General features: G+C 65.1%; 15 protein-coding genes and 1 tRNA gene. 14 read left to right on the top strand and 2 right to left on the bottom strand.

The genetic code is table 11. From position 1 onward, the window contains the following. Positions 1-46 precede the first annotated feature (46 nt). Positions 47-967, bottom strand: a complete 921-nt coding sequence (locus QN358_RS05320) for a LysR family transcriptional regulator ArgP (protein ID WP_323511807.1) — start codon at positions 965-967, stop codon at positions 47-49. Between the two features lie 71 nt (positions 968-1,038). Here QN358_RS05320 and QN358_RS05315 point away from each other — a divergent pair, with 71 nt between their 5' ends. From QN358_RS05315 to QN358_RS05305, 3 genes are all read left to right on the top strand, one after another. Next, entirely contained in the window at positions 1,039-1,668 is a 630-nt protein-coding gene (locus QN358_RS05315) for a LysE/ArgO family amino acid transporter (protein WP_136642376.1), read from the top strand. Between the two features lie 38 nt (positions 1,669-1,706). Then, positions 1,707-2,252, top strand: coding sequence for an MOSC domain-containing protein (locus QN358_RS05310; protein WP_136642377.1), 546 nt, complete (start codon positions 1,707-1,709; stop codon positions 2,250-2,252). 98 nt (positions 2,253-2,350) lie between these two features. Beyond that, positions 2,351-2,424 (top strand) — tRNA-Pro (locus QN358_RS05305). Positions 2,425-2,685: 261 nt separating this feature from the next. Here QN358_RS05305 and QN358_RS05300 read toward each other — a convergent pair. Further along, a complete protein-coding gene (locus QN358_RS05300; protein ID WP_136642378.1) occupies positions 2,686-3,603 on the bottom strand; it encodes an IclR family transcriptional regulator in 918 nt (305 codons plus the stop codon). A 145-nt stretch (positions 3,604-3,748) separates the two neighbouring features. Here QN358_RS05300 and QN358_RS05295 point away from each other — a divergent pair, with 145 nt between their 5' ends. From QN358_RS05295 to QN358_RS05245, 11 genes are all read left to right on the top strand, one after another. Further along, the gene (locus QN358_RS05295; RefSeq protein WP_136642379.1) at positions 3,749-4,414 is read left to right on the top strand and encodes an ABC transporter permease; all 666 of its coding nucleotides are present in this window, start codon (positions 3,749-3,751) and stop codon (positions 4,412-4,414) included. Between the two features lies 1 nt (position 4,415). Next, positions 4,416-5,519: an ABC transporter ATP-binding protein gene (locus QN358_RS05290; protein ID WP_323511797.1), complete on the top strand. Its 1,104-nt coding sequence runs from the start codon at positions 4,416-4,418 to the stop codon at positions 5,517-5,519. Next, entirely contained in the window at positions 5,516-6,307 is a 792-nt protein-coding gene (locus QN358_RS05285; protein ID WP_323511796.1) for an ABC transporter permease, read from the top strand. Before QN358_RS05290 ends, QN358_RS05285 begins: the two co-directional genes overlap by 4 nt. Positions 6,308-6,368: 61 nt before the next feature. Next, positions 6,369-7,316: a glycine betaine ABC transporter substrate-binding protein gene (locus QN358_RS05280; protein ID WP_136642381.1), complete on the top strand. Its 948-nt coding sequence runs from the start codon at positions 6,369-6,371 to the stop codon at positions 7,314-7,316. Continuing rightward, entirely contained in the window at positions 7,316-7,834 is a 519-nt protein-coding gene (fae, locus tag QN358_RS05275; RefSeq protein ID WP_323511795.1) for a formaldehyde-activating enzyme, read from the top strand. The genes QN358_RS05280 and fae overlap by 1 nt, the downstream gene beginning before the upstream one ends. Continuing rightward, positions 7,831-8,934, top strand: coding sequence for a mandelate racemase/muconate lactonizing enzyme family protein (locus tag QN358_RS05270; protein ID WP_323511794.1), 1,104 nt, complete (start codon positions 7,831-7,833; stop codon positions 8,932-8,934). Before fae ends, QN358_RS05270 begins: the two co-directional genes overlap by 4 nt. Positions 8,935-8,980: 46 nt before the next feature. Continuing rightward, on the top strand, positions 8,981-10,486 hold the full coding sequence (locus QN358_RS05265; RefSeq protein WP_323511793.1) for an aldehyde dehydrogenase: 1,506 nt from the start codon (positions 8,981-8,983) through the stop codon (positions 10,484-10,486). Next, positions 10,447-11,436, top strand: a complete 990-nt coding sequence (locus QN358_RS05260; protein WP_323511806.1) for an NAD(P)-dependent oxidoreductase — start codon at positions 10,447-10,449, stop codon at positions 11,434-11,436. The genes QN358_RS05265 and QN358_RS05260 overlap by 40 nt, the downstream gene beginning before the upstream one ends. Beyond that, positions 11,433-12,620 (top strand): iron-containing alcohol dehydrogenase, encoded by a 1,188-nt coding sequence (locus tag QN358_RS05255; protein WP_323511792.1) that lies wholly within the window; start codon positions 11,433-11,435, stop codon positions 12,618-12,620. Before QN358_RS05260 ends, QN358_RS05255 begins: the two co-directional genes overlap by 4 nt. Continuing rightward, complete coding sequence (locus QN358_RS05250) at positions 12,617-14,113, top strand: NAD-dependent succinate-semialdehyde dehydrogenase (protein WP_323511791.1); 1,497 nt, start codon at positions 12,617-12,619, stop codon at positions 14,111-14,113. Before QN358_RS05255 ends, QN358_RS05250 begins: the two co-directional genes overlap by 4 nt. A 71-nt stretch (positions 14,114-14,184) precedes the next feature. After that, on the top strand, positions 14,185-14,982 hold the full coding sequence (locus tag QN358_RS05245; RefSeq protein ID WP_323511790.1) for an aminoglycoside 6-adenylyltransferase: 798 nt from the start codon (positions 14,185-14,187) through the stop codon (positions 14,980-14,982). Positions 14,983-15,017 lie beyond the last annotated feature (35 nt).

The following is a 15,017-nucleotide window of genomic DNA, read 5'->3' as shown; positions in this document are numbered from 1 at the left end:
CGCGCTTGCTACACCGTGAGTCAGAAGGCCCTGTGAGCGGCAGAAATCAGGCCGCACGCAGGGCCTTCTGTGCGCCCTCCCGCACGACCTCGGTGACGCGGTTCAGGTGGGCTGAACTGAGGTTCCAGCGCTGCCAGAAGAGGTTCACGTCGACCGGATGCCCGGGGGCAAGCTCGACGAGTGACCCGTCAGCCAGCTCGGCGCCGCACTGCAGCTCGGGCAGCAGGCCCCAGCCGAGCCCGAGCACAATGGCGCGGGCGAAGTCAGCCGACGTGGGTACGTAGTGGCAGGGTGGCCGGGCGGTGCTACCCGTCAGCGTGCGCAGAAAGCGGTGCTGCAGGTCGTCTTTGCGGTCGAAGTTCACCATCGGCGACGACGAGAGCAGGCGCGGGTCAGCGTTGAGCCACTCTGCCACGAAGCCGGGGCTGGCGACCGCGAGGTAGCGCATGGTGCCGAGAGGCTCGGTCGAGCATCCCTGCACCGCTTCTGCGGTCGACGTGACGGCCGCCATCACCTCGCCCGAACGCAGCAGCTGGGTTGTGTGCTCTTGATCGTCGCGCTTGAGATCGAAGACGGTTCCCGTCGGCTGGGGGAGCGCGGCGAGGGCGGGCAGAAACCAGGTGGCGAGGCTGTCGGCGTTCACCGCGATGGCGATCGAGACGTGCTCGGGTTTCGCGCCCGGGTCGACGTTCGACGAGCCCGAACCGGATGCCCTGCCGAGCGATTCGGCCGTGTCGGCGCCCAGCAGCTGCACCTGGCGCGCGTATCGAAGCACCACCTCGCCCGCCGCGGTCGTCACGACCGGTGTCGTTCGTTGCACCAGCACCTGGCCGGCGGACTGCTCCATGGCCTTCACTCGCTGCGAAACGGCCGACGCCGTGATGTGCAGGCGGGTCGATGCAGCCTCGAACGTGCCCTCGTCGACCAGGGCGATGAGAGTACTCAAGTGTTCAACCTGAAAGGGCATCATTAGTACAGCTTATGTACACGTTGAAACATTAGCTGTCGTTTATTCTCGCCGCGCCATATGGTGACTCTGTGACGTTCTCCCTGACCCTCGTGCCGGCACTTCTCGGGTTGAGCACCGGGCTCGCGCTCATCGTCGCGATCGGCGCCCAGAACGCCTTCGTGCTTCGGCTGGGCATCGAGGGTCGCGCGCGGCTCATCGGGCCCGTCGTGTTGGTCTGCGCGCTCTCTGACGCGGTGCTGATCGTCGCCGGAGTGCTGGGCATCGGAGCGGTGATCGCGTCGGTACCCGTAGCGCTGGTGATCATCCGCGTTCTTGGCTCCGGCTTTCTCATTGTCTACGGGCTGTTCGCGGCCCGGCGGGCTCTGCGCCCGGGCGTTCTGCTCGCTTCCGCTGCAGTGCCCGCGCTCTCTCCCCGAATTGCGGCCACCACGGCGATGGCGCTGACCTGGCTCAACCCGCACGTCTACCTCGACACCGTGATCTTTCTCGGCTCGGTCGCGAACCAGCAGGGCGATGCCGAGCGGTGGTGGTGGGCGGGGGGAGCCATCGCGGCCAGTTTCCTGTGGTTCTCTGCCCTCGGCTTCGGCGCCCGGCTGCTGCGACCCGTCTTCGCGCGGCCCGGTGCGTGGCGTGTGCTCGATGGGCTGATTGCTGTGGTGATGGTGGGGCTGGGCATCCGGATGGCCGTGGGATTCTGAATTCGAGCCTCGGCGTCTCAGGGGGCTAGGCTTTTTTCATGGCAGAACTTCTCGCAGCGTGTGTCGTGCACCAGCTGATCGCCGACGCCGGATCGGTCGGAACCACGGCCATCGACAAACGCCCCGTTGAGGGCCCGGTTCGCGTGCGAAAGCTCGGCCTGCACGCCGATGTTCAGGCCAGTCGTAATCACCACGGCGGCGAAGCCAAGGCCCTGTACGTCTACGCCCAAGAAGACGCCGACTACTGGCAGCGCGAGTTGAACCGCCCCCTCGCTGCTGGCTGGTTCGGCGAGAACCTGCGCGTCAGCGGTGTTGACATTTCGGGAGCACGCGTGGGGGAGCGCTGGCAGATCGGTGAGCGCGTCGTGGTCGAAGTGACTTCGCCGCGTTCGCCCTGCGCCACCTTTGCCCGCTGGGTGGGCGGCCCGGATGCCCGGGGCTGGGTCAAACGCTTCTCCGACGCGCGCCGGCTCGGTGCCTACCTGCGCGTGGTGACCGCGGGGGAGATCGAGGCCGGTGACGCCATCGTTGTGCTGTCGGTTCCCGCGGGTGCGCCCACCATCACCGAGGTCTACGTGGGCTGAGCTGCTTTTGCACCCCGCCTCGGTACCCCGCGACGCGCGCGAGCGGCGCCCGTGGTTCGCGGCGCTGCCGAATCTGGGCTAATATAAACAGGTTGTCACGGGCTGTGGCGCAGCTTGGTAGCGCACTTGACTGGGGGTCAAGGGGTCGCAGGTTCAAATCCTGTCAGCCCGACACAAGAAGGCCGGAATCCTGCGGGAGTCCGGCCTCTGGTCTGTTACCAGCGCGCGTGTTTTCCGCCGCAGCTACGGCTACGCCGAATCGTCGGCCTCGCTCAGACGGCGGCAAATACGGCGGAGGTTTGAACGAGGGCCGGCGATTCAATGTGCGCACCCGATGCTTGCCCATCAGAATGATCAGCACGTAGTTGCTGCCGGCGCCGGCGCCAGTGACTGGTTCAATGGAGGTCGCTTTCGCGAAGATCGCCGGCCAGGTTCACTCGCCGGCGCCGAACGTGCTCGTCTGAGCCGAGCCTGCGCCGAGTTGCAGTGAGAGATCTGCAGCGATACTGGCGACGAGCTCTCCCACCGCATCGAGGTGTCGCCCCAGCCGAGCTTTCGGCGCGCTGACGTTGATGGCAGCAACGATGTTGCCGCGAAAGTCGAAGACCGGCGCAGAGACTCCGACGACACCCATCTCGAATTCCTCATCGACAGTGGCGTACCCGCGCTCGCGAATGCGCGTGATTTCGCTGATGAAGCTGTCGAAGTCGGTAATGAGGGGAGTGCCGGTCTCGGTGCTGGGCGAGGGGATGCCCTCATCGGAGAGCGGAACAGACGCGGTGGCCGAGCGATCGGCGGCGAGCGACACGGGAGCAACGGGCCCGGTGACAGGACGATCGTGGCCGTGCCGGTCATACCAGTCCCTGACGTCAGCCTCGCTTCGATCGCTGATGAGTACGCGGCCAGACGATGTCATCCACGCGGCGACACTGACCCCCTCCCAACCTATGCCTCTAAAGGCATACTCGCTCAGCTGGCTGCTGAGTGTGAGTACGTTGTCGCCTCGCAGCACGCACAAATGCGCAGTTTCATGGGTCGCGGTGACAACTCGGCGAAGGAATGGCAGCGCCTCACGCACGAGTCGGGATTCGAGCGTGCGGGCCGCGAGCGCGTAGAGCTGATAGCCGAGCCGGTAGTTCAGGGTCGATTGGTCGCGAGCAACGAGGCCCGCATCGGCCAGAGTCGCGAGAGTGCGTGACACCTGGCCTTTGTCTCGGCCCACGATCTCCGCGATACGAACCACGCCGAGGCCCCCGTTGGCCTCCGACTCGGGCGAGCCCAGGGTCTCGAGCAACTCGAGGTCACGGCGGAGACCAGCGGAGTTTCGGCGTGGTGCTGTAGGCGAATCCATGCCGCAACACTAACGGGTAGTTGCCATATACACAACAGTAGTTGCGCAAAAGGACACTCAGCCCATATGGTCACTTTTGTCGCACTTCACCCCGAGCCTCGGGCTGAAGCACTACTCAACGAAGAGCAAAGGAGACGAACGTTCTGTGACCGGATTCGATCTCTCGGGCCTCCTGGCCTTCTGGGCCAAACGCCACGACGACATACTCAGTCTGATCGGCGAACATCTGCTCGTCGTCGCCATCGCCCTTCTCCTGGCCACCATTGTGGGCGTAGGAGTGGGCCTCCTGGTGTGGAACAGGCCAGTCGGCCGTTCGCTCGCCGTCACCAGCGCCGCTGTCGTTCTCACGATTCCCTCGCTGGCGCTGCTCGCCGCCATGATTCCGCTGTTCGGCCTGGGCTGGACGCCCACGCTGATCGGCTTGACTCTCTACTCGCTGCTTCCGATCATCCGCAACACCGTTGTGGGTCTTCGCGAAGTGTCGCCCGCCATTATGGAGTCGGCCAAGGGAATGGGTATGAGCCCGCCCACCGTGCTGCTGCGCATCCAGCTGCCCATGGCGTGGCCCGTCATCGTCACCGGCGTGCGCGTGGCTGCACAACTCACGATCGGCATCGCTGCCATCGGCGCGTACGTCGGCGGCCCGGGCCTTGGCCAGATGATCTTTCAGGGCCTCAGCTCGCTCGGCTCGAAGAACGCACTGAACTTCGCCCTCACCGGCACACTCGGCGTCATCGTTCTGGCCCTCATCGTCGACGGCCTGTTCACCATCATCACGAAATACACGACCTCGAAGGGGCTGAGGGCCTGACATGACCGACGCTACGACAGACACTGGCAGCAACCGGATGCTCGGCGGCACGGCGACCGAGAAGACCATCCACACCACAACGAGCATCACGACCGTTCGCAATACCAGCGGTGCCCACATCGAACTGCGTGACGTGAACAAGGTGTACGCCGACCAGTCGGTTGCGGCGGTCGAGAACTTCTCGATGAACGTCGAGCCCGGCGAGCTCATCATGTTCGTCGGCCCGTCGGGCTGCGGCAAGACGACCACGATGAAGATGATCAACCGCATCATCGAACCGACCTCCGGCACCATCACCATCGACGGCAGAGACGTTCTCTCACTCAACCCAAACGAGCTGCGGCGCCACATCGGCTATGTGATTCAGCAGATCGGCCTCTTTCCGCACATGAGCATTGCCGAGAACATTGCTGTGGTGCCGAAGCTGCTGGGCTGGTCGAAGGAGAAGACGCGAAACCGAGTCGACGAACTGCTCTCGGTGGTGCAGCTCGACCCGCGCGAGTTCGCCGACAGGTACCCCAAGCAGCTGTCGGGCGGCCAGCAGCAGCGTGTCGGGGTTGCTCGTGCGCTCGCCGCCGACCCGCCGGTGATGCTCATGGACGAGCCGTTCGGCGCGACCGACCCCATTACCCGCGAGAAGTTGCAGCTCGAGTTTCTGCGCCTGCAGGAGAGTATCGGCAAGACGATCATCTTCGTGACTCACGACTTCGATGAAGCTGTGCGTCTGGGTGACCGCATCGCCGTGCTGAGCGAGAAGTCGAAAATCGAGCAGTTCGACACCCCCGAGAACATTCTCGCGTCACCGGCGAACGCCTACGTCGCCTCGTTCATCGGGCGGGGTGCTGCACTGAAGAGGCTCGGCCTCATCACGGTGGGCGACGCCGAGTTGGGGAGGGCATCGGATGCCCGGGGTGATGCCTCGGTCGACGAAGGCGACTCGCTGCGCGATGCCCTCGACCTGCTCATGCTGACAGGGCTGCCGGCCATCGCCGTCACCGCAATCGGGGGGCGCACAGTGGCGTCGATCTCCGTAGCGCAGGTCTCTGCCGCGCTGGGAGCCGGCGCCGCAGCCCTCGACGCGCCCGCTGCCGGAGAGCGCTCATGACACTCGCCGTGGTACTCGAGAGCGACACAACGGCCGCTCTGGTTGATCCGCAGGCCAGGCGCGCCCGGTTCTGGAGCCCGCGCCGCGTGGCCACGCCGATCGTGGTCGCGGTGGTGCTACTTGCTCTGTACTTGTGGGTGGCGAACTTGACCCTCGACTCCATCATGCAGCGAACGCTCAACTGGGACTACATTCTGTTGCGCACGCGGGAACACCTCGTGCTCACCTTTGTAGCGTCGGCACTGGTGGCCGTGCTGGCGATCCCCGCCGGAATCGTGGCGAGCCGTACCCGATCACGGGTGCTGCGCGGCGCGATCCTCACCATCGCGAACATCGGGCAGGCCACTCCGGCCATCGGGTTCATCATTCTGCTCGCGATCATCTGGCAGATCGGTTTTCAGACCGCGTTGATCGCGCTCGTTGCATATTCGTTTCTGCCCGTGCTCCGCAACACGATGGTCGGCCTTTCTCAGATCGACGCGCATGTCACCGAGTCGGCTCGGGGGATGGGCATGACCCCGAATCAGGTGTTGCTGCGCATCGAGCTTCCGCTGGCCGTGCCCGTGATTCTGGCGGGCCTGCGCACCTCGCTGGTGTTCTGCGTGGGGGTGGCGACTGTCGCCACCTTCATCAACGCCGGAGGCCTCGGCGACATGATCGTCAACGGCCTGAAACTCCAGCGGTTTCCTGTGCTGATCGCCGGTGCCGTGATCGTCTCCTGCATCGCCCTGCTCATCGACTGGCTCGCCAGCATCGCCGAAGACGTACTCCGCCCTAAAGGCGTCTGACCCACTGATTCACCCCCACAGTTTCACCCCACACAGCTTCACCCCATACAGAAAGAGCACCATGAACAAGACAAGAACCACCGCACTGCTGGCTGTACTGGCCGTCGGAGCCCTCGCCCTGAGTGCCTGCGCGGGTGGCGGAAGCAGCGCTGCTTCGTCATCGGGCAAAGGCTCAGAACTGGCCGGCCTCACCGGTGAGATCGGAGCGAAGGACTTCTCTGAACAGTACATTCTGGCGAACATCACGAGCCAGCTCTTCAATGCCCACGGCGCCTCGACAAAAGCCAACACCAGCGTGGTGGGCTCGGCCAATGTTCGTGCTGCTCTGGTGAGCGATCAGTTTCTCGGCTACTGGGAGTACACCGGAACGTCGTGGATCACCTACAACAACAACACCGTTCCCGTGCAGGGTGTCGAAGCACAGTTCGCGGCAACCAAGAAAGCCGACGCGGCCAACGGCATCGCCTGGCTCGACCCGGCGCCGCTCAACAACACGTATGCCTTCGCCATTCGCTCTGACAAGGCCAAATCGCTCGGCGTGACAAAGCTCAGCGACATCGCGAAGTTGCCCCTTTCTGAGCAGACGTTCTGTATCGAGAGCGAATTCTCGACGCGTGACGACGGCTGGCCGGGCGTCAAGAAGGCGTATGGCCTGCAGAGTGTTCCTGACTCGAATGTGGCTCTGCTCGACACCGGAGTCATCTACACGACCACGCAGAAAGGCGACACCTGCAATTTCGGTGAGGTCTTTCAGACCGACGGTCGTATTCCTGCTCTTGGCCTGACCGTGATGCAAGACGACAAATCGTTCTTCCCCGTCTACCAGGGTGCTTTCACCGTGAAGCAGGCGACCCTCGACAAGTACCCCGGCATGGCTGCTGTCATTGCCCTCATCGCTCCGAAGCTCACCACTGAAGAGATGCAGAAGCTGAACGCCAAGGCAGATGTCGATGGAGACGACCCCGCCGACATCGCGAAGCAGTGGCTCACAGAGCAGGGCCTCATCTGATGCAGCAACCCATGAGTCTGGGTGAGAGTTTCATCGGCGACGGGGTGAATGCCGCACACGTCAACACCGTGTTCGGGCATCGTGACGGCCCGGCGGGCGTCGCATGGGCCACCTCCCTGGCAAGCCCCAGCGCCGGTCACGTTCCCTTTGTCACAGTGTTACGCCCGTCGCTCCCGGTCAAACCGTTGACGCTGTTCGTGACCAAGGCGGCGCCCGCCTCCGACGAGCACGGCCTCCTTGTCTGGGGCCCGGCGCAGGCCGGCATCGCAGCCGGTGTGGCGGATGCGTTGGCCGACGGCATCATCACCCTGCAGCAGGCAGACACCCACGTCATCATCGCGGCGGTGTGGGTCAATCCGGCGGCAGACGACGCAGAAGCGGTCTACGAGAACAACCGACTCTCGGTTCGCACTGCGTTGGAGAACGGCATCCGGCTGCTGCCGGAGACACAGCACGTCATCGCCGCTCGAAACTCCGCGTCGAACCCGTTCTACACTCCGAAGGCGGCCGTCGTATGAAGATCACCGACATTCGCCTCACTCGGCTGAATCTGCCACTGACGCCGCCCTTCAACGCGGCATGGGACCCGCAGCCGCGCCGCAACTTCGCTGCGACGCTCGTGGAGGTGCACACTGACGAGGGCGTGACGGGCGTTGGTTCCGGCGACACGATGGACGGGTTCGAGAGCTACCGCGACCTCTTCATCGGCACTGATCCGCTGCAGATCATCAACCAGGTTCGCCGCATCGAGACGATCAACTTCCACGGCGGCCGTTACTGGCCGCTGGAGGCTGCGCTCTGGGACATCATCGGGCAGGTCGCCGGCCTGCCCGTGAGCGTTCTGTTCGGCGGAGCCCGGGATCGGCTGCCGGCCTACGCCTCTTCTGGCGAACTGAGGCCCGCGGGCGAGCGGGCGGAATCCGCGCTCGCCGCTCGTGAACTCGGTTTTCGCGCCATGAAGATCCGCATTGCGCGGGGCCGGCTGGCCGAGGGAATCGAGACGGTTCGCCGAACCCGCGAGGCGGTAGGCGACGACTTCGACCTGATGGTCGACCTCAACCAGATGTGGCGCATGTCGGGCGACATCGAAGCAGCGCTTCCCTTGGCACAGGTGCAGCGTGTCGCGTCGCAACTCGCCGAACTCGGGGTGCTGTGGCTCGAAGAACCTCTGCCTCAGGTCGATGTGGCGGGGGCCAGACGGGTACGGTCGCAGACGGGCATCCAGATCTCCGGCGGCGAGATGGTTCGCTCGCTGCCCGAGATCATGTCGCTCATCGAGCAGGATGCGTTCGACATCTACCAGCCCGATGTCGCGCTGGCGGTGGGCATGTATCGCGCTCGCCAGGTGGCCGAGTCTGCGAATCTGCGGCACCGCCTGTTCACGCCTCACACCTGGAGCAACGGCCTCGGGCTGCTCGCCAACCTGCACGTCGCTGCGGGTGTCGATGCGGGCCCGTACATCGAGTTTCCGTTCGACCCACCGGGGTGGACACCAGAGCGGCGAGACTTCTTCATGCAGCCGCTGATGATCGATGCCCAGGGTGACTTGGTGGTGCCAGAGGCAGCCGGTCTCGGCGCTGTGATCGACTGGGCTGCCGTCGAACGCTTCACCGTGTGACCCGGCGCTCCGCACGCGACACACACGAAACGAAACGAAAGAGAAGATGACCGACTGGATCTCAGCCGCCGCCGCCCTGGCGCCCGAAACACGACTCTTCATCGGAGGGGAATTCTGCGCCGCCGCTGACGAAGCAACCTTCGACACGATCTCACCCCGCGACGGCCACGTGTTCGCCCGGGTCAGTTCGGCGGGCGATGCTGACGTCGACCGCGCTGTACGCGGCGCCGCCGCCGCATTCGACAGCGGCGTATGGTCGCGGGCCGACCGCCGAACGAGGCAGGCCGTTCTGTTCCGGCTCGCCGACCTGATGCTCGAGAATCTCGACGAGCTGGCCCTGCTCGAAGCCGTCGACTCGGGGCACCCCATCGGCGATGCCAGGGCTGTCGATGTGCCGACCGCGGCGCGAACCGTGCGCTGGTACGCGGAGGCGCTCGACAAGGTGTACGACGAAATTGCGCCCACGCCCGAGAACGCGCTCGCCCTGATCAGACGCGAACCGCTCGGCGTGATCGGTGCGGTTGTTCCATGGAACTACCCGCTCATCATCACGGCCTGGAAGATCGCACCCTCGCTCGCCGCCGGCAACTCGGTTGTTCTGAAGCCAGCCGAACTGACCAGCCTGTCGGCCCTGAAACTCGCCGAACTCGCCAGTGAGGCGGGGTTGCCGGCAGGCGTGCTTCAGGTCGTGCCCGGTGTGGGGCGGGTGGCCGGTCAGGCGTTGGGCCGGCATCCACTGGTCGACAAGATCGCGTTCACGGGATCGCCCGCGGTGGGCAAAGGTTTTCTCACGTACGCGGGGGAGTCGAACGGTAAACAGGTTTCGCTCGAATTGGGCGGTAAATCAGCCCAGGTGGTGCTGGCCGACGTCGCCGACCTCGACGCCTGCGCCTCAGCCATCGCGTGGGGAATCTTCTACAACGCGGGGCAGACCTGCCACGGGGGCAGCCGGTTGATTGTGGATGCCCTGGTGCACGATGAGCTCGTCGAGAAGGTCATCGCCGTTGGTCGCTCACTGGTTCTGGGCGATCCGCTCGACGAATCGACCCAGGTCGGATCCATTGCGAGCGAAGTGCAACTCGATCGTGTACTGGCGTACACCGCCATCGCACGCGCCGAGGGCGCTGTGGTGCACGGCGGAGAACGGGTTCGCCCCGACGGGTTGGGCGACGGGTTCTACGTCGAACCGACGGTGTTCGACGGTGTCGACAACGCCGGTCGCATCGGGCAGGAAGAGATTTTCGGGCCGGCTCTCTCTGTCACGACCGTGCACGGTGCGGCAGAGGGCATTCGAGTCGCGAACGAGAGCGCGTACGGCCTCGCCGCGAGCGTGTGGACCCAAGACCTCACGACAGCCCACCGTGCGGCGCGCGACCTGCGTGCCGGAACGGTCTGGGTGAACACCTTCGACGTCGCCGACGTCATCACCCCATTCGGAGGCGTCAAGCAGTCGGGCTCTGGCCGCGACCGCTCACTGCACGCCTTCGACTCGTACACCGCACTGAAAACAACCTGGATCAGCCTCGATTCAGCCAGCACCACGAAAGAGTGAGAGAAATGACGAACAGCCAACCGACCACGGTCGGTTTCATCGGCCTGGGCAATATGGGCTCGGGCATGACCCGCAACCTGCAGAAGTCGGGCTTCGCGCTCATTGTGAACGACATCCGCCGGGAAGCCGCAGCAGAGCTGCTCGAGGGCGGCGCGATCTGGGCTGACACACCCGCGGAGGTGGCGGCGGCCAGCGACGTGGTCATCACGATGCTGCCCACCCCGCGACACGTCGATGCCGTTGTGAACGGTCTCGACGGCATCCTGGCCGGCATTCGTGACGGAGGTACTTGGATCGACATGTCGACGTCAGTGCCCGAGGTGGCCAACCGGGTACGGGCAGACCACCCAGACCGGGGTCTGCACATCGTCGACGCTCCCGTCTCGGGCATGTCGGTGGGTGCTTCCAACGGCATGCTGCAGATCTTCGTCGGCGGCGAGGCGAGCGACCTGCAGCGCCTGCGACCGATTTTCGAGGCGATGGGCGACCCTGAGCGGATTCTGCATGTCGGGAAGGCCGGTGCGGGGTACGCCGTCAAACTGATGATCAACCAGCTCTGGTTCTCGCACCTCGTGGCCACGGCCGAAGTGCTGGCCATCGGGGTCAAGGCCGGGGTCGACCTCGAGGTGCTGCGCCAATCGCTCATCGCGAGCCCGGCGAACAGCAACTTTGTAGAGAATGATGTGCTGGGCATCCTCGATCACGGCGACTACGACGAGGGCTTCGCCATCGCGCTGGCCTGCAAAGACCTGGGGTTGTCGATCGATCTTGCCCGTTCGGTGGGGGTTCCCGCCGAGCTATCGGGGCTCGTCGAACAGATCTACCGTCGGGCCAAAGCCCAGTACGGCGACCGGGCCGGTGAGATGACTCCGGTGAAGCTCTACGAAGACCTGATCGGTGTCGAGCTGCGCCGCGCGCCGGCGACCGTGGGCGAGCAGGTGTTCGCATGAGCATCCTTCCGGCCCAGAACGTCGCGCTCAGCGACATGAACCTCGATCTCGACCCGAAGCCGTTTGCCTACTTCGGCCGCGGGCGGGTCTTGGAGGTCGGTCGGGTGACCGCCGCTACGGGGGCAACGAGCGCGCTCATCGTCACCGACGCATTTCTCGCGGCATCGCCGGTCGTGGCAGCCGTTCGCGCGTCACTCGAAGCCGCCGGAATCGCCGTGTCGGTCTACGGCGGCGTGACCCCGAACCCGACCACCACCTCGGTCGACGAAGGGAGCGATATCGCTCGCGACACCGGTGTCGGCGCCCTGGTGGCGGTCGGCGGAGGCTCGTCGATGGATGCGGCGAAGGGCATCGCCCTCGGGGCCGTGAATACCAACCGCGGTATCGAACTCGACTACCGCAGTGACTTCGCGGTTGCGGCACTGCCGATCGTGGCGGTGCCCACGACGGCCGGCACCGGCGCCGAGGTCAATGCCTTCGGCGTCGTCACCGACGTCGTGCAGCATCGCAAGTTCTACGTGGGCTCGTCGAGTGCACTCGCGCGTGCAGCTGTGCTCGACCCTGACCTCACGGTGGGCCTGCCCGCCTCGGCGACGGCGGCGACCGGTATGGATGCCCTCACCCACTCACTCGAGTCGTACCTGTCACGACAGCCCAACCCCTACAGCGATGGCATCGCTCTGCAGGTCATCTCGACGGTTGCAGAGTTTCTGCCGCGGGCGGTCAGCGACGGGAGCGACATCGAAGCGCGTTCACAGTTGTTGCTCGCGTCGCACATCGCCGGCGTCGGCTTCTCGCACACCGGCCTGGGGCTGGTGCACGGCATCGCCCACCCGCTGGGCGGCCGGTTCAACATTCCGCACGGCCTCGCACTCTGCATCGTGATCGAGCGCGTGCTGCGGTTCAACCGCTCGGCGCGCGAAGAACGGTTGGCCCGGGTGGCTTTCGCCCTGGGCGTGGGCGACAGCCGGGCATCCGTGGCCGAGAACGCCGACGCGGCCATCGCCGCTATCGCATCGTTGGCCCGCGCGGTGGGCATGACGGCCACGCTGTCGGGATTCGGCGTCACGGAGAAAGATCTTGCATCGCTCGCCGACGACACGCTTGCCGATGCCGTCACCATCAACAACCCCATCGAACCCACCGTCGGCGACATCGTCGCGATTCTGGAGGCAGCACTGTGAGCATCGTTTCGGCCAACCCGACTCCCGCCGACGAGCGGGCGCTGCTCGCGTCGCTGCCTACGGGTCTGCTCATCGACGGTGTCTGGCGCCCGGCCAGCGACGGCGGCACCTTCGACGTGATCGACCCGTCGACCGGTGATGCCTTGCTCACCATCGCCAGCGCCACACCCGCTGACGGGGCCGCCGCCCTCGATGCGGCTGTCGGTGCGCAACGCGCGTGGGCACGCACAGCCCCTCGGGAGCGTGCCGAGATTCTGAGGCGCGCATTCGAGGCGGTCACGGCGCGTTCTGATGACTTTGCACTGCTGATGACGCTGGAGATGGGCAAGCCGCTCGCCGAGTCGCGCGGCGAAGTCGCGTACGGCGCCGAATTTCTGCGGTGGTTCTCAGAGGAGACCGCTCGAATCGCCGGGCGCTTCGCCATGGCGCCCGATGGCAACAGCCGTCTGCTCGTCATGAAGCGGCCGGTGGGCCCCAGCCTGTTCATCACTCCGTGGAACTTTCCGCTCGCGATGGCCACGAGAAAGATTGCTCCGGCGATCGCCGCCGGCTGCACGATGGTACTGAAACCCGCTGCGCTGACGCCCCTCACCGCACTGCTGTTCGCCCAGGTGCTCAGCGAAGCGGGCCTGCCCGACGGGGTGCTGAACGTGATTCAGACGACCCGTGCCGGTGCTGTGACCGGGCCTCTGATTGCAGATTCCCGGCTGCGCAAGCTCTCATTCACCGGCTCGACAGAGGTGGGCCGACGGCTGATCGCCGACGCGGCACAGCAGGTTCTCCGCGTGTCGATGGAGCTCGGTGGCAACGCGCCGCTCCTGGTCTTCGACGATGCCGACCTCGACAAGGCGGTCGACGGTGCCATGCTCGCCAAGCTCCGCAACGGAGGGGAAGCCTGCACGGCGGCGAACCGAATTCTGGTGCAGAGGGGAGTGGCGGGGGAATTCTCCCGCCGTCTCACCGAGCGAATGGCGGCGCACACCATCGCGCGGGGCACCGACCCGGCATCGAAGATCGGCCCGCTGGTCGACGAATCCACGCGCCAGAAGGTGCACGAACTGGTCACCTCTGCCGTCGCCGAGGGGGCGACGCTGGCGCTCGGGGGGCGGGTGGTGCAGGGAGCGGGCTACTTCTATGAGCCGACAGTGCTCACTGACGTGCCGGCGGGCGCGCGCATCCTGAGCCAGGAGATCTTCGGCCCGGTTGCACCGATAGTCACGTTCGACACCGAGGAAGAGGCGGTGCGGCTGGCCAATGACACCGAATTCGGGCTCGTCGCCTACGCGTTCACGCGTGACCTGAACCGCGGGCTTCGGCTCGCCGAAGAGCTCGAGGTGGGCATGTTCGGCCTGAACACGGGAATCGTGTCGAACCCCGCAGCTCCCTTCGGCGGGGTGAAGCAGTCGGGCACCGGTCGGGAGGGGGGCATCGAGGGCATCGAGGAGTACCTCGAAACCCGCTACGTCGGGATCGCCGACCCGTATCGGGAGTAGAGAGGGGTGGAATTGCGGAACAAGGTGGGGTTCCGCTCCGCCCGGTCGCTTCTGCGTGACACAGTGGGCTCGTGGATTATGACAACGCGATCGAGCAACTCGTCGAATGGGCGCTGAAGAACGCCGTTGTGCGCGGCGTGATTCTGACGGGCTCGGGATCGACCGGAGAGACGCACCCGCTATCCGACCGCGACGCGGAGATTTACACAACAGATCCTGCGTCGCTTCTTTCGGATGACTCCTGGTGGGCTCGTCTGGGAGAGGTTCTCGTCGTCGAGCGTCTTGACATGCCTGGCTGGTACCCGTCTCGTCTCGTCTACTACGTCGGCGGAAAGCTCGACCTGACCGTCATTCCCGCCGCTGCCATCAGCGAAGTGCCACGGCAGCGCCCATTCACCGTTCTTCTTGACAAAGACAACGCGGCGGCGCACCCTGAGCCAGATGAGGTGATCGGTCTCCACCCGAGTGAATCAGATTTCGACGAACGACTGAATTGGGCGTACGCGGCTGCACTCATGTGCGCGAAAGCCATCGCCCGAGATGAGCCGTGGTCGAGCAAGATTCGTGATCGCGACCTCAAACACTCACTGCTTGTCATGATCGAGTGGGATCATCGCGCCCGGTATGGGCTCGAGTTCGACGTTCGTTTTCTCGGGTCGGGCATGAGGCAGTGGATGGATCGCGGTGTTCAGGATGCTCTCGAGAAATGCTGGGCCCGCTTCGACTCAGACGACTCGGAGAGAGCACTTCTCGCTACAGTGGCCCTCTTCGCTGCGCTGAGTACTCGTGTGGCTGTCACGCTCAGATTCGCGCCGTTCGATCACGAACGCGTCAGTGCCGAAATCGCAGCTGTTCTCTCGTCGCGTTAGCCGTCATCGCAATAGTCGGCATGGTGAGCCCATGC

It is taken from the genome of Subtercola sp. RTI3, from assembly GCF_035018625.1.
Lineage (GTDB): Bacteria > Actinomycetota > Actinomycetes > Actinomycetales > Microbacteriaceae > Subtercola > Subtercola vilae.
The sequence above is the reverse complement of the archived record's forward strand: the minus strand, read 5'-3'. Positions and strand labels throughout refer to the sequence as shown.

Excerpts from the sequence above, each read along its gene's own strand:
- QN358_RS05320 (WP_323511807.1), bottom strand. The coding sequence starts at position 967 with ATGCCCTTTCAGGTTGAACACTTGAGTACTCTCATCGCCCTGGTCGAC.
- QN358_RS05310 (WP_136642377.1), top strand. The coding sequence starts at position 1,707 with ATGGCAGAACTTCTCGCAGCGTGTGTCGTGCACCAGCTGATCGCCGAC.
- QN358_RS05300 (WP_136642378.1), bottom strand. The coding sequence starts at position 3,603 with ATGGATTCGCCTACAGCACCACGCCGAAACTCCGCTGGTCTCCGCCGT.
- QN358_RS05290 (WP_323511797.1), top strand. The coding sequence starts at position 4,416 with ATGACCGACGCTACGACAGACACTGGCAGCAACCGGATGCTCGGCGGC.
- QN358_RS05285 (WP_323511796.1), top strand. The coding sequence starts at position 5,516 with ATGACACTCGCCGTGGTACTCGAGAGCGACACAACGGCCGCTCTGGTT.
- QN358_RS05280 (WP_136642381.1), top strand. The coding sequence starts at position 6,369 with ATGAACAAGACAAGAACCACCGCACTGCTGGCTGTACTGGCCGTCGGA.
- fae (WP_323511795.1), top strand. The coding sequence starts at position 7,316 with ATGCAGCAACCCATGAGTCTGGGTGAGAGTTTCATCGGCGACGGGGTG.
- QN358_RS05270 (WP_323511794.1), top strand. The coding sequence starts at position 7,831 with ATGAAGATCACCGACATTCGCCTCACTCGGCTGAATCTGCCACTGACG.
- QN358_RS05265 (WP_323511793.1), top strand. The coding sequence starts at position 8,981 with ATGACCGACTGGATCTCAGCCGCCGCCGCCCTGGCGCCCGAAACACGA.
- QN358_RS05255 (WP_323511792.1), top strand. The coding sequence starts at position 11,433 with ATGAGCATCCTTCCGGCCCAGAACGTCGCGCTCAGCGACATGAACCTC.